General features: G+C 63.6%; 11 protein-coding genes. 4 read left to right on the top strand and 7 right to left on the bottom strand.

Annotated elements, in window-relative coordinates; translation table 11 throughout:
- Nucleotides 1-6 precede the first annotated feature (6 nt).
- Entirely contained in the window at nucleotides 7-2,241 is a 2,235-nt protein-coding gene (locus AC3WKX_RS23195) for a TonB-dependent receptor (RefSeq protein WP_087695328.1), read from the bottom strand.
- Nucleotides 2,242-2,471: 230 nt separating this feature from the next.
- Here AC3WKX_RS23195 and AC3WKX_RS23190 point away from each other — a divergent pair, with 230 nt between their 5' ends.
- A complete protein-coding gene (locus tag AC3WKX_RS23190) occupies nucleotides 2,472-4,829 on the top strand; it encodes a DNA polymerase II (protein WP_102605361.1) in 2,358 nt (785 codons plus the stop codon).
- A 72-nt stretch (nucleotides 4,830-4,901) separates the two neighbouring features.
- On the top strand, nucleotides 4,902-5,480 hold the full coding sequence (locus AC3WKX_RS23185) for a GNAT family N-acetyltransferase (RefSeq protein WP_102605362.1): 579 nt from the start codon (nucleotides 4,902-4,904) through the stop codon (nucleotides 5,478-5,480).
- Here AC3WKX_RS23185 and AC3WKX_RS23180 read toward each other — a convergent pair.
- Complete coding sequence (locus AC3WKX_RS23180) at nucleotides 5,477-5,692, bottom strand: AbrB/MazE/SpoVT family DNA-binding domain-containing protein (protein ID WP_003208231.1); 216 nt, start codon at nucleotides 5,690-5,692, stop codon at nucleotides 5,477-5,479. The genes AC3WKX_RS23185 and AC3WKX_RS23180 overlap by 4 nt on opposite strands.
- A 70-nt stretch (nucleotides 5,693-5,762) precedes the next feature.
- Between AC3WKX_RS23180 and AC3WKX_RS23175 the strand changes: the two genes are divergently transcribed.
- Both AC3WKX_RS23175 and AC3WKX_RS23170 read left to right on the top strand, forming a co-directional pair.
- Complete coding sequence (locus tag AC3WKX_RS23175; protein WP_102605363.1) at nucleotides 5,763-6,383, top strand: glutathione S-transferase N-terminal domain-containing protein; 621 nt, start codon at nucleotides 5,763-5,765, stop codon at nucleotides 6,381-6,383.
- 164 nt (nucleotides 6,384-6,547) lie between these two features.
- Entirely contained in the window at nucleotides 6,548-7,129 is a 582-nt protein-coding gene (locus AC3WKX_RS23170) for a DUF4174 domain-containing protein (protein WP_102605364.1), read from the top strand.
- A gap of 112 nt (nucleotides 7,130-7,241) precedes the next feature.
- On the opposite strand, the gene AC3WKX_RS23165 is transcribed toward AC3WKX_RS23170, so the two are convergent.
- The 5 genes from AC3WKX_RS23165 to AC3WKX_RS23145 are packed head-to-tail and all read right to left on the bottom strand — an operon-like array spanning nucleotide 7,242 to nucleotide 13,481.
- Nucleotides 7,242-8,285, bottom strand: coding sequence for an acyltransferase family protein (locus tag AC3WKX_RS23165; protein ID WP_102605365.1), 1,044 nt, complete (start codon nucleotides 8,283-8,285; stop codon nucleotides 7,242-7,244).
- A 36-nt stretch (nucleotides 8,286-8,321) separates the two neighbouring features.
- Nucleotides 8,322-9,737, bottom strand: a complete 1,416-nt coding sequence (gene murJ / locus AC3WKX_RS23160; RefSeq protein ID WP_102605366.1) for a murein biosynthesis integral membrane protein MurJ — start codon at nucleotides 9,735-9,737, stop codon at nucleotides 8,322-8,324.
- Nucleotides 9,738-9,739: 2 nt separating this feature from the next.
- Nucleotides 9,740-11,167, bottom strand: a complete 1,428-nt coding sequence (locus tag AC3WKX_RS23155; RefSeq protein ID WP_102605378.1) for an O-antigen ligase family protein — start codon at nucleotides 11,165-11,167, stop codon at nucleotides 9,740-9,742.
- Nucleotides 11,168-11,169: 2 nt separating this feature from the next.
- Nucleotides 11,170-12,273, bottom strand: coding sequence for a glycosyltransferase family 4 protein (locus AC3WKX_RS23150; RefSeq protein WP_102605367.1), 1,104 nt, complete (start codon nucleotides 12,271-12,273; stop codon nucleotides 11,170-11,172).
- Nucleotides 12,264-13,481: a glycosyltransferase family 4 protein gene (locus AC3WKX_RS23145; protein WP_102605368.1), complete on the bottom strand. Its 1,218-nt coding sequence runs from the start codon at nucleotides 13,479-13,481 to the stop codon at nucleotides 12,264-12,266. The genes AC3WKX_RS23150 and AC3WKX_RS23145 overlap by 10 nt, the downstream gene beginning before the upstream one ends.
- Nucleotides 13,482-13,484: the final 3 nt, after the last annotated feature.

The following is a 13,484-nucleotide window of genomic DNA, read 5'->3' as shown; positions in this document are numbered from 1 at the left end:
ACTGGGTTAGAAGTCGATACTGGCCGACAGCTTGGCCACGCGCGGGTCACCTTGGGTCAGGTAGCCGCCGAGTGCCGATTCCCAGTACTTGGTATTGGCGACGTTCTCCACAGTGGCGCCGAGGGTGACGTCTCGCTGTTCCACCTTGAAGGTGTAGCGGGCGCCCACGTCGAAGCGGTTCCAGGCGGGCAGGCTGAGGTTGTTGGCCGCGTCGGCATATTGGCCGCCGGTGCGCAGCATTCGTCCGTTGACTGTCACGCCTTGCAGGCCTGGTACATCCCAGTCCACGCCGGCATTCAGTTGGAAGGTCGGTACGCCGATGGCGCGGTTGCCGTCGTTGGCGCCGTTCTGGGTGCCGTGGACTTCGGTGTGGATGATGGTTGCGCCGCCCAGCAGGCGCAGGCCGGCGATCGGTTCACCGAACACGTTGAGCTCAACGCCTTTGTTGACTTGCTCGCCCTGGCGAACATAGGTGGCGCTCAAGCCGTCGGCGCTGAGTTGTGAGTAACCGTCGGTTGGTTGCTCGATGCGATACACACCCAGGGTTGCGCCATAGGTACCCATGTCAAGCTTGACCCCGGCTTCGGTCTGTTTCGAGCGCGCCGGGGCATAGGCCTGGCCGGCGTTGGTAATGGGTGCGGTGCCGGCGTTCTGAGGTGCGGTCGGGCCCTGGGCCAAGCCTTCGATATGGTTGGCATAGAACGACACGTGGTCCCACGGCTTGAACACCAGGCCGTACACCGGTGTGGTGATCGACTTGTCGTAATTGGCGTTACGTGGGCCCGACCCGTAGGCATACCCTTGGACCACCAGTTCCTGGCGGCGCAACCCGGCGGTCACCAGCAAGCGATCATCCATAAAGCCCAGGGTGTCCGAGACCGCTGCACTGCGGGCGAAGGTCTTGGCGGTGATGCCCGGATCGTTCAGGTCGCCGCCGACGAAACTGCCCTTGACCGGTTCGGCAACGTCCACCGGGTTATAGATATTGCTGGCGTGGCCGTTGAGGTCGAAGTCATAGGCGTTGCGCGTCTGGGCCCAGATCCCGGTCAACCCGAAGTTCAGTTTGTGGCTGACAGCGCCGGTCTGGAACTTGCCATTCAAGCCCGCCATCAGGCTGGTGTTGTCTTCCTGGTGGGCGATGCGCGAGCCGCTGACGGTGGCATTGCCCAGGGTGTCATTCAACGTGACCGAGGAGTAACGGCCAATCTCGTTGGTGTGCTTGGCGCCGCCTGCGATGTAGGCGGTCCAGTTGTCATTCAGATCGTACTCGGCGCGCAACATGCCGAAAGTGTCTTCCAGGCTGCTGGTGCCCCAGCTCGGCGCGTAGTTGGTGTCGGCCGAAGGCGCGTTGGGGATATGGGTCAGGTTCTGGCCGAGCAACACGGTGTTGCGCCCGCCATTGATCTGCTGTTTCGAGTAGACAAAGTCTCCCGACAAACGCAGCGCATCACCGCGATAGTCCAGGCCAACCGCAAACAGCTTCGAACGCTGGCTCTCGTCATCGATCCCGGTGTCGCCTTCGCGCTGGGAAATATTCACCCGTGCGCCAAAACGATTGTCCTCGCCAAAACGTTGCCCGATATCCAGGTGCTCGCCGACCCGGCCATCGCTGCTGATGTCGGTGCTGAAACGCCGCAACGGCACATCATCGGCGCGCTTGGGTTGCAGGTTCACGCCGCCGCCAATCCCGGAACCGCCGGGCGTCACGCCATTGATAAAGGCGTTGGGGCCCTTGAACACTTCAACCCGCTCCAGGGCGTCGGTGGACATGATCTGGCGCGGCAGGATGCCGTACAGACCGTTGAACGAAATGTCATCGCCGTTCAGCGGCAGGCCACGGATCACAAAGGCCTGGGCCTGGTTCGCGTACCCCGACGCCTGGCGCACGGACGAATCGTTGAGCAGCACATCGCCGACGTTCTCGGCCTGCTGGTCACGGATCAATTTTTCGGTGTAGGAAGACATGCTGAAGGGCACGTCCATGATGTCCTGGTTGCCCAGCACCCCCAGTTGCCCGCCGCGGGCGACCTGGCCGCCGGCGTACACCGGGGGCAGGGCGTTGGGCGTGGCCGCGTCGGCGCTGATGGTGGTAGCGCCCAGTTCCAGAGCCTTGCCGTCCTGACTGTTGTTCGCATCCTGCGGGGTTTCTGGAGTGGCGGCGTGAGCGGCGAGGCTCAGGGAGCAGCAAAGGGCGAGCAGGGTAGGGCGAAACGGCACAGCCAAACGGGTGGAAGTGGGCATGGTCGATCCTGACGGCGAACCGTCAATGTGAGGAAAAGGGCAACAACGTTGCGCGTCCTCGCTGCGCGGATACGACTCCGGTGCGAATGATAGTAATTGTCATTAATGTTCTGCAACAAGTTTGTGAGATTACTCTCTCCGTATACGTAGGCCATTTCGGTTAAATCGCCGCGCCGTGGCACAGGCCGAGTAGAATCACGCCCTGAAAGTGATTCTTGAGGTGTGGCAAGGTGGATTTACAGCAGGGGTTTGTCCTGACCCGGCATTGGCGCGACACCCCGGCGGGCACGGAGGTCAGCTTTTGGCTGGCTACCGATCAAGGCCCCAGGTTCGTGCGCTTGCCGGTGCAGACCTCCGTGATGTTCATCCCGCAAGCCCATCGCAAGCCGGCCGAGCTGCAGCTCAAGGGCGAGCGCGGTATCGAGTTGCGTGACCTGGCGCTCTGCGACTTCCACCATCGCCCGGTGCTGGGCCTCTACACCAAACAGCATCGCCAATTGATGGACCTGGAAAAGCGCCTGCGTCGAGCCGGCATCGACGTCTACGAAGGCGATGTGCGCCCGCCCGATCGCTACATGATGGAGCGCTTCATCACCGCGCCGGTGTTGTTCGGCGGCAAAGCGGGCGAGGGCGGCATGCTGGTGGAGGCGCAGATGAAACCCGCGCCGGATTATCGCCCGCCCCTCAAGCTGGTGTCGCTGGACATCGAGACCACCGCCCAGGGCGACCTGTATTCCATCGCCCTGGAAGGTTGCGGCGAGCGCCAGGTGTACATGCTCGGCCCGCCCAACAACACCGATGCGGTGGACTTCAAGCTCGACTATTGCGACACCCGCGCCGAACTCCTCGAACGCCTGAATGTGTGGCTCGCCACCCATGACCCCGACGCGATCATCGGCTGGAACCTGGTGCAGTTCGACCTGCGCGTGCTGCACGAACATGCGCAACGCCTGAACGTGCCGCTGCTGCTGGGCCGTGGCGGCGATGCCATGGGCTGGCGCGAGCACGGCAGCCGCAATCACTACTTCGCGGCAGCGGCCGGGCGGTTGATCATCGATGGCATCGAAGCCTTGCGCTCGGCCACCTGGAGTTTCGAATCCTTCAGCCTGGAAAACGTCGCCCAGACCTTGCTCGGTGAAGGTAAATCGATCTCCACGCCGTACCAGCGCATGGACGAAATCAACCGCATGTTCGCCGAGGACAAGCCCGCGCTGGCACGCTACAACCTCAAGGACTGCGAGCTGGTCACGCGGATTTTCGAGAAGACCGAGCTGCTGAAATTCCTCCTCGAACGAGCCAGCGTCACCGGCTTGCCGGCAGACCGCAACGGCGGTTCGGTGGCAGCGTTCACGCACCTGTACATGCCGCTGATGCACCGCCAGGGTTTCGTCGCGCCGAACCTGGGAGACAAACCACCCCAGGCCAGCCCCGGCGGGTTTGTCATGGATTCGCGCCCGGGCCTCTACGAGTCGGTGCTGGTGCTTGACTACAAAAGCCTCTACCCGTCGATCATCCGCAGCTTTCTGATCGACCCGGTGGGCCTGATCGAAGGCCTGCGCCACCCCGAAGACAGCGAGTCGGTGGAAGGCTTTCGCGGTGCGCGGTTTTCCCGCACCCGGCATTGCCTGCCGTCGATTGTCGCGCGGGTTTCCGAGGGCCGCGAAGTGGCCAAGCGCGAACACAACGCGCCGCTGTCACAGGCGCTGAAGATCATCATGAACGCCTTCTATGGCGTACTCGGTTCCAGTGGTTGCCGCTTTTTCGACACGCGACTGGCATCGTCCATCACCCTGCGCGGCCACCAGATCATGCGCCAGACCCGCGAGCTGGTCGAAGCCCGGGGTTATGAGGTGATCTACGGCGATACCGACTCGACTTTTGTCTGGCTCGGCAGCCCCCATTCCCAGGAAGACGCGACGCGCATCGGCCTGGACCTGGTGCAGCACGTCAACACCTGGTGGCGCGAGCGGCTGCAGAATGAGTTCGGCCTGCAAAGCGCCCTGGAACTGCAATACGAAACCCACTTCAGCCGCTTCCTGATGCCGACCATTCGTGGTGCGGAAGAGGGCAGCAAAAAGCGCTACGCCGGGCTGGTCACCCGTGCCGACGGCAGCGAAGAAATGGTCTACAAGGGCCTGGAAACCGTACGCAGCGACTGGTCGCCCCTGGCCCGGCAATTCCAGCAGGAACTCTACCAGCGCATCTTCCACCGCCAGCCCCACCAGGATTATGTGCGCGACTACGTACGTCGCACCTTGAGCGGCGAGCTCGACGACCTGCTGATCTACCGCAAGCGCCTGCGCCGGCAACTGGGTGACTACGAGCGCAACGTACCGCCCCACGTGCGCGCCGCGCGGCTGGCCGACGAATACAACGACCGCCAGGGCCGCCCGCGCCAGTACCAGAACGGTGGCTGGATCAGCTACGTGATCAGCGTCAACGGCCCCGAGCCGCTGGAAGTGCGCCAGGCACCGATCGACTACGACCACTACGTCACCCGGCAACTGCAACCGGTGGCGGACGCGATCCTGCCGTTTGTAAACGATGACTTCGGCACCCTGGTGGGCGGCCAGATGGGCTTGTTCTGAAACGGCTTGCCTTGAGGTGGCGAGAGCCTGCAATCTTGGCCACTGACGACCACCATACAGCGCAGCCCTCCCATGACTGAAATCACCCTGACCGGCACCACGGTCGAACTCCGGCCCCTGCAACGCGAACACGCCACCGCCCTGGTACAGGCTGCTGCCGACGGGCAGTTGTGGAACCTCAAGGTGACCAACGTGCCGGGGCCCGACACCGTCGAAAAGTACGTGGACATTGCCCTGGCCGGGCGTGAGGCGGGCACCGTGATGCCGTTTGTCATCGTGCGCCGCGACACCGGTGAAGTAGTGGGCAGCACCCGGTTCTGGAAGGTCGACCGGGTCAACCGCAAGCTGGAGATCGGCCACACGTTTATCAGCCAGTCGGTGCAGAAGTCCGGGGTCAACACCGAGGCCAAGCTGTTGCTGCTGACCCACGCGTTTGAAGTGATGGAGTGTGTGCGGGTGCAGTTCACCACCGATGAACTCAACGAAAAATCCCGGGCCGCGATCCTGCGCCTCGGCGCGGTACAGGAAGGGATCGTGCGCCACGAGCGCATCATGCCCGATGGCCGCAAGCGCAACTCGGTGCGCTTCAGCATCATTGATCCGGAATGGCCACAGGTGAAGGCGGCGTTGCAAGCCAGGCTGGCTCGCTAGGGCTTATGGCTCAGCTCTTCCACCAACTCATCCATCCGGTCGGCAATTTTCGGCGTGGTCGACAGCACAAAGCCTTTTTGCGTGCCCACATAGGTCTCGACGATGTACAGCGTGTCGCCCACATCCAGCCCCAGTTCCTGCAAGGCTTCGTCTGGCAGGCGAATGGCGCCGTCGCCGTCCCAGTCTTCGATCGTGACGCGTTTGCTGTGCATGATGGCTTCCCGTTGAACGAATGAACGGCCTAGCCTAACACCTCAATCCACTGCCAGGAGGCTTGGCACTGTGTACACCCTTTACGGAACCCCCGGCACCGGCTCGTGCATCATCGAAATTGCCCTGCAGCGTTGCGGTGTCGAGTGGTGCCAGGTCGACGCCTGCTCCTGGGAAGACCGCGTGGGCAACGAGGCGTTGGCGCGGATCAACCCGCTCAAGCAAATCCCTACCCTGCAACTGCCCAATGGCAGCGTGTTGACGGAAAGCGCGGCGATCCTGATTCACCTGGGCCTGCAGTTTCCCGCCTCAGGGCTGCTGCCCGAGGAGCCCGCCCAAGTCATTCGCGGCCTGGTGTACATCGCCGCCAACTGTTACTCGGCGATTGGCATCATCGACTATCCGGAACGCTGGACCGACAGCCCCGATGCGCAGCAGCATGAACAGCTGATCAGCGGCACCCGTCGCCGCCTGCATGGGGCCTGGGAAGTGTTTGCCGATCAATTTGCCGAGCAACTGTTCACCCCGGCGCAGGTTCCGAATGCACTGGCGATCATGGCTGCGGCGGTGTCGCGTTGGGCAGGCGGGCGGGACGCGCTGCACCAGTCGCGGCCTGAGTTTGCCCGGGTGCTGGCGCAGGTGGATGCCCACCCAAACGTAGCGCCGGTATTTGCCCGGCATTGGCCGTCGTGAGCATCCGCAATCAAAAGAAACAATGAGGCGTAAGGTGGCTAAACGCCTTGCGTCGCGGGCGTCCTGACCTACGCTTTCTGAAGTTGTTGTAGGAATCATCCTTGAATTTGACTGTCGCAGACATGAAACTCAAGAACCCTGCATGGAATTCAAAGGAGGTGTGCATGCTCATCCGGTCGCTGACCCTGGCTACCCTGATGGCTTTTACGGGGCCGCTGTTGGCCGCGGATGATCTCAATCCGCTCAAGCAGGACCTGGGCAAGTCCCGTCCGTTGGTGGTGGTGGAGCTCGACTCCGGCAACCCGACGTTGGCCACCCTCAAGAAACAGCTGGACGAGCCTGCCAACAAGCAGTCCTTTGAAGAGCGCAACATGGTGCTGTACACCGTGTCCTTTGGCAGCATCGGCGCTGAAGGCGAGAAGTTCGCCAAGGACGCGAAGGACAACAAGAAGCTCGCACCGCCGGAAACCAACGCGCTGATCCGCGCACTCAAGCTGGGCGCCGGCAGTGGTACCAAGGTGATTCTGGTGGGCAAGGACGGCGAGAAAAAACTCGAGAAGACCGTGCCACCCGACACCCTCAACCTGGCGGATTTCTTCAGCGCAATTGATCAGATGCCCCAGGCTGAAAAGGACCTTGCCGCGCCGACCGAACCTGAGCCCGCTGCCCCTGCAGCAGGCAAGCCTGGAGCCAAGGCGGGCAAAAACACCAAGCATCCAGCGCCACAACCGGCACTGGATGATTGAGCGTTTTTCTGTAGGAGCTGGCTTGCCTGCGATAGCATCACCTCGGTAATTCAGGCACACCGCGGTGATGCCATCGCAGCCTCGCTAAAGCTCGACAGCTCCCACACACGCCTCAAGCTCCAGGCTTTTCACCGGCCACCGCTGGTGCCTTGCGCACCGGGAACGGGAAGTAGAAAAACCGCAGGAAGGCCACCCGCTTGATCACCTCGCCGATCATCAACGGCACCACCACCGCCACCACCAGCCCGATAAACGCCGCCGCCACATCCGGCAGGCCCAGGTGCTGCAGCAGGGCGATGGTCTTGTGCTGGATCTCGCCATGGAAAATCAACAGGATCAGTGTCGACTGGCCGATGTAGGTCATGGCGCGGGTCAGCACCGCAGACGTCATCATCAACCCGGCCAGCGCCCAGCAGATGTACACACCGATCACCGCCAGTGCACTGGTCCACAGCCAATGGTCATAGCGCCGTTGAGCCAGGTCCATGGTGTCCCAGGTCGGGATGAAAATCGCGAAGTACACCACCAGTGCTACCACCATGCTCAGCAGTGAGCTCTGGTGTTTGCGCAGCACGTCCCGCAGCAGATAACCGAGGATGAAATAGGTACTGCTGATCAACGTGACATCCAGGCTGAAGGGCAGCCCCGGCATCGTCCAGGTCTGGCCGCCGACGGTGATCGGTACCTGCCAGAACCAGTCCAGGGTCCAGACCCCCAGCAGCAACTGCACGCCCACCACCACACAACTCCACACCAGGGACAGGCCCAGGCGTTGCATCAGCCGCAGCATCACCCAGGCAAACAGTATCGCCGCCCAGAAGTGTGGCAAGAACCACAAGGCCTGCCAGGGCAGGGTATCCACCGAGGCGTACAGCACGCCGCCAATGTCGGGCAGCAGCGGTTGGCCGCGCAGGATGTCGCGCACCAGTACGTACACCAGCATCGTGGTGAAGAACGGCTTGAGCAGGGCATCGGCCTTGCGCACCGCCATTTCAACGAACGGCTGCTCGGGCTTGAAGAACACCCCGGAGAGGAAAAAGAACAGCGGCAGGATGAAGACCGCGAGTATCGGGTACAGCAGGTTCGGGGAATGCTCCACGAACCAGCCATGCCCGAACACGATGATCAGGATGCCAATGCCCTTGGCAATATCCATTTGAATCCAGCGTTTTTTCACCTGACTGCTCCCACTCTATAAATCTGCCTTGCGCCACGGCTTGAGCCACAGGCCCATGCCCAGCAACACCACGGCCCCCGCCAGGGTGCTCAACCCCAGCTGAAGCCAAATACCTTGAACCCGAAACAACACCAACGCCGCCAAGCCCATCACCAGCCCACTCAGCAACCAGTGCCCCTTCCAGGGCAGGGCGCCGAGCAAGGCCTGGCGTTGCATCAGCAGCAACGCCGTGCACAGCACGCCGGCGAGGGCGGCCAGCGGGATACCCGCCAGGCCAAACACAAACGGCAGCACACCCAGCAGCAACACGTTCACCAGGCTGCCCAGCAACTCGCAACGCAGCGGCTGGCGGGTGTCGCCGGCGGCATAGGCATAACGCGCCAGCAGGGCGTTCCAGGCGCCGAACACCAGCGGCACGGCAAACCAGGCCAGCAGCAGCGGCAACGGCGAATCCACCGACTGCTTCGGCAGCAGCAACGCCACCAGGCTCGGCGCCGCCGCCACCAGGCCGACGCCTGCGGGCAGGGTCAGCAGGCTGGCGGTTTCCAGGCCGCGCTTGAGCAGGGCCTGGCGCTCGTCGCCCTGGCGCCGGCTCATCATGCCCAGCAGCACCTGGTTGAGGCTCATCAGGGCAATCAACGGCAAGTTCATCAGCTTGCGGGCCAGGTTGACCCAGGTCACCGCACCTTCACCCAGCAAGGACGCCACCAGCCGTTCAATCAGCGCCAAACCCTGGCTGGCACCGTTGCTTAAAAGCAGCGGGCCTATGCGAGCGCCCAGCTCGCGCAATTCCAATGTCGAAGCCCGCAGCCGCCACGGCCGCCAGCCCAGGCGCAGCATCGACGGCAACAGCGCCAGGGGCATCAGCAGGCTGCCGGTGAGGCAGGCCAACGCCAGCGAGTGCGGTTGCGTGGCGGTGCCGGCGAGGGCGAGGTAGGTCACCGGCGGCAGGTTGAACAGCAACGAACCGAGCCCCGCGACCACAAAGCGCTCGCTGGCCTGCAGCGGAATACTGAACAGCGCATGCAGCATCAGCCCCGGCACACTCCAGGCGAGAATCTGCAAGTTGCTGCTGGCGAGGCTGGTGGCCGTCGCCGCCAGCCCCGGGCCGAGCAGCTGCACCAGCCATGGCGCCAGCAACGTCAGCAGCAGGCTGGTCACCAGGGCGATCAGCAACAGCGCCGGGAACAACACCGCCAGCCAGTCCAGGCGCTCGCCGTCCTTGCGTTGCAGGTACAGCGGCAGGGCGGCGGCACTCAGCACACCCCCGGCCAGGGACATGCGCAACGCTTCGGGCAAGAACAGCGCGATCAGGAACGCATCGCTGCGCTCGCCCGCACCCCACGCCGCCACCAGCAACCACTCACGGGCAAACCCGAGGCACAGCCCCAGCAAGGTTGCCAGGGTCAACCAGAACGCCGATCCGAGCATGCCTAGGGCCCGACGCTATCGAGCACAGGCTTGCGATGCGCCACGGTCTTGACCTTTGGCAGACGCGCCGGAAACAGCCGCCGCGCCTCCAGCACGTTGATCCCCACCATCAGCCAGAACAGCGCAATCATCACCAGGGCGAAGCTGAAGTAGTGGTCAAAAAAGCCGCTGACCAGCGCCGACAGAATCCCCGCCGTGCTGCCCAGCCAGATCGCATTGTCCTTGGTCAGGCGGATCGGGCCGATTTCCGGACGGGACTCGCGCCACCAGCGCCAGGTCACCGCGATAAACAGCAGCATGCTGATCACCCCGGTCTTGTAGACGAAATTCAGCCACAGGTTGGAAATCCCCAGCAGGTGCGTACCCGGCACCGGAGGGTCAACCTTGAAGCCAATGCCCAGCGGGTAACTGGCCACGGCCTGGGGGAACATGCGGTATTCGTCAAAGCGCACTTCCGTACTCGCGTTCTGCGCCGAAAAGATCGTCGCCAGGCGTTCCTGCAGCGGTGGATACGACACTACCAGCGCCGCCGCCAACGCCACGCCGATCATCAGCAAACGCCCGGTGTACGGCACCCGCCGCGACGCCATCCAGATCAGCACCAGCGCCAGGCTGACCATCGCCCCCCGGCTGCTGGCCAACAGCAGGGCCGCCGCACCCAGGCAGGCAACGCCCAGGCCGAGACCGCGTTTCCAGCCGGTGTTGGTGATGCCGTAGCAGAACGCCAATGGCAGCAGCAGCGCCATGATCCCGCCGGTGGCATTCGGGTGCATCCATGGCGAACCCATCCGCGAGGCCATGGCACCCAGGCCCAGGGACAGGGTGTCGAGGCTGCCGTAGTTCATCAGGGTCAGGATCGGCAACATGCCCGAGGCCGAGCGCGAGCGGATAAATACACCGATGGACATCACCAGCATCGCCAGTGTGCCAAGCAACAAGGCGATCACCAGGGCTTCGCGGTTCTTCTGTTCAACCAGCAGCTTGGCGGCGAGGAACAGCACCGACAGGTTCAGCAGCCAACGCAACCAGTTCGCCACGCCGCTGGCCTCGGCGGTGATGCTGACCTGGCCGACGATAAACGGCACCACTGTGAAGATCATCAGCCACATCAACATGCGGTCGGTAGGGCGCCGCGACAGCGGTGGGGCGGCCGGCAGGCGCGAGAGGAAACCGTGCCAGATCACCGCCGCCCAGGTCAGGGCGATCAGCGCCTCACTGACCGTACTGCGAATCCCCAGGTTGAGGGTGGAGTAGGGCATGAACGTCGCCACCAGGGCGAACAGCAGCAGTCCCCAGAACGGGAACCGCAGAATCGTCACGGCAGCGGCCAGGCCGATCACTGCCAGCACGGCCTTGACCGGGGAAAGAAACAGGATCAACCCACCAAACAGCAGGCCGAAGACGATGGCGACGAGGCTACCCAGTGAGATTCTCAATTCAATTCCTCGATCAGTTCGGCCAGGCGCCGACGGTAGGCCTGGTGGTTGAAGCGTTCGGCCCAGCTGCGTAACTGTTCAGGTGGTTGTTCGACGGGTTGGTCGGCCAGGTGCAGCATCAATTGCACCAGCGCCGCGCCGTCCGTGGGTGAAAACCGCGGTGCCAGCGGCGGGGTGATTTCGTCCAGCGAGGTACCGCTGGCCACCGCCACCGGAGTGCCGACGCTCAGGGCTTCGATCACCGGCAAGCCAAAGCCTTCCGCGTAGGAAGGCTGCCACAGGCGCAAGGCCTTGCGGTAGAGCCCGTGCAATTCAGCGTCGGATACGCCGCTCAAGGCGCGTATCCCCGGGTAGTTGCGTTGTGCTTCGGGCAAATGCTCCAGGCTGCCCACCAGCACCAGTTCCGGCACGCTCGGCGACTGGCTGCGCGCTTGCTGCCAGGCGTCCACCAGGAACGGCACGTTCTTGCGCAATTCCCGGGTACCCACCAGCAGCCAGTAGCGCTCGGGCAGTTGCCGGGCCGAGAGGTCCGCCGGCAGTCCGACAAAACCGACCACCTGGTTGGGCAACACGCGAATCTTTCCTGCCGCCTTGGGAAACAGCCGCGCGGTTTCGTCGGCACTGTACTGCGAAGGCGTCCACACCCGGTCTGCCGTGTGCACCGCATAGGTGATCGACAGCCGATCACTGGCCTTGTAGATCAGCGCCTTCAGGCGGTTGGCGTGATAGTTGTCCAGGGTGATCTGAAACAGGTCATGCAGCAGCACCGCGGTGCGCAGGCCCTGGGGTTTGGGCGGCAGCGGCAGGCCCATATTGAAGGTGCTGATGTACACATCGATATGCTCATTGCGCAGCGCCTTGGGCAGGTAGCCCGCCTCGAAACGCAGGCGCTGGTGCGGCTGGTGCATGGCGGTCTTGGCGCAGCCCCAGTCCGGGCAATGCACGTTCAGGCGCAGCTCATCCCCCAGCGGCGCGACGCTGAAGCGTTCGAGCTCGATGCCGGGCAGGGTGCGCAGGGCATCTTCCAGGGCGTACACCTGGCGACTGATGCCTGATTGCGGCGAGGTGCCGACGGTGCGGTAATCGAGGCCTATGCGCATGCCGGCTCCTTTTGGCTCTGGGGCGACAGTTGCGCGTACACCTGCTCCAGCTGGCTGGCGGCGACGCTCCAGTCATGGGCACGGCGCACATAAGCGCGACCGGCTTCGCCCATGGGAGCAGCGACTTCAGGCTGTTGCAACAGGCGCACCACGGCGTCGGCCAGGCTTTCAGCGGTCTGGCCGCCGAGGTAATCCAGGCCTTCCACCAGGTCCAGGCCGGACACGCCCTGGTCGGTACTCGCCAGCGGCAGGCCGGCGGCCAGGGCTTCAAGCACCTTGAGCTTGGAGCCGCCGCCATGGCGCAACGGTGCCAGAAACACCGAGCAACTCGATTGCAGGGCCAGCAGGTTGGGGACAAAGCCCTGCCATTCGATGCGTCCGTCCTGCCAGCGTTCGCGCCAGCTTTCCGGCATGCCGAAACCGCAGACGCTCATGCGTGCGTCGGGGCAGCGGGCCCACACTTTCGGCAGGATCTCATCCAGTGCCCACTCGATGGCATCGACGTTGGGCGCGTATTCGTAGTTGCCCAGAAACAGCACGCGGCGGGTCGTCGGGTCGGGTCGGGCAGCAGCGAAGTGCGCGCAATCCACCCCGTTGACCACCACCGGTACCGGCTTGCCGGCAATCTGCGCCAGGGTCTGGGCGTCGGCGTCGGTCACGGCGACCACTTGCGCGGCCTGGCGCATCACCCGGTGTTCCCAGCGGCCGTAGCGCCATTGATCGTAGCGTATGAACGGCAACGCCCAGCCGGGCAGGCGGTCGTAAGTCGCGGCGCCGAGGGACGATTCGACATTGTGTTCGGTCAGCACAAACGGCTGGGAGCGACGGGCCAATGCATCTTCGTAAGGCTGGAAGGTGTAGGTATGTTCGATCTGCACCACGTCCCAATGCTCGGTCAGCAAGCGCTCGAAGGTGTCCTGCAGTTCACCCGACAGGCCATTCACACTGGCCAGCAACGGGTACGGCGCAAACAGCCCGGCCAGCAGGGTCTTCAGGCTGCGCAGCGGGCGGCGGGGGAGGATGATCACCTGTTCCAGAAAGGCTTCCAGCACCTGGCGATCCGTCAGCGATACCGCATGTTTGTCATGCAGCAGCAAGGTGATCCGGTGCCCGCGCGCAGCCAGGCTGCGCAGCAAATGAAACTGGCGCGTCTTGCCGCCGCTGGTAGCGGGCCAAGGCGAGTAGGGCAGGATCCAGAGGATGCGCATGGG

This window comes from Pseudomonas sp. GP01-A4 (assembly GCF_058780865.1).
Note: the sequence above shows the minus strand (reverse complement) of the source record. Positions and strands in the feature narration are given on the sequence as shown.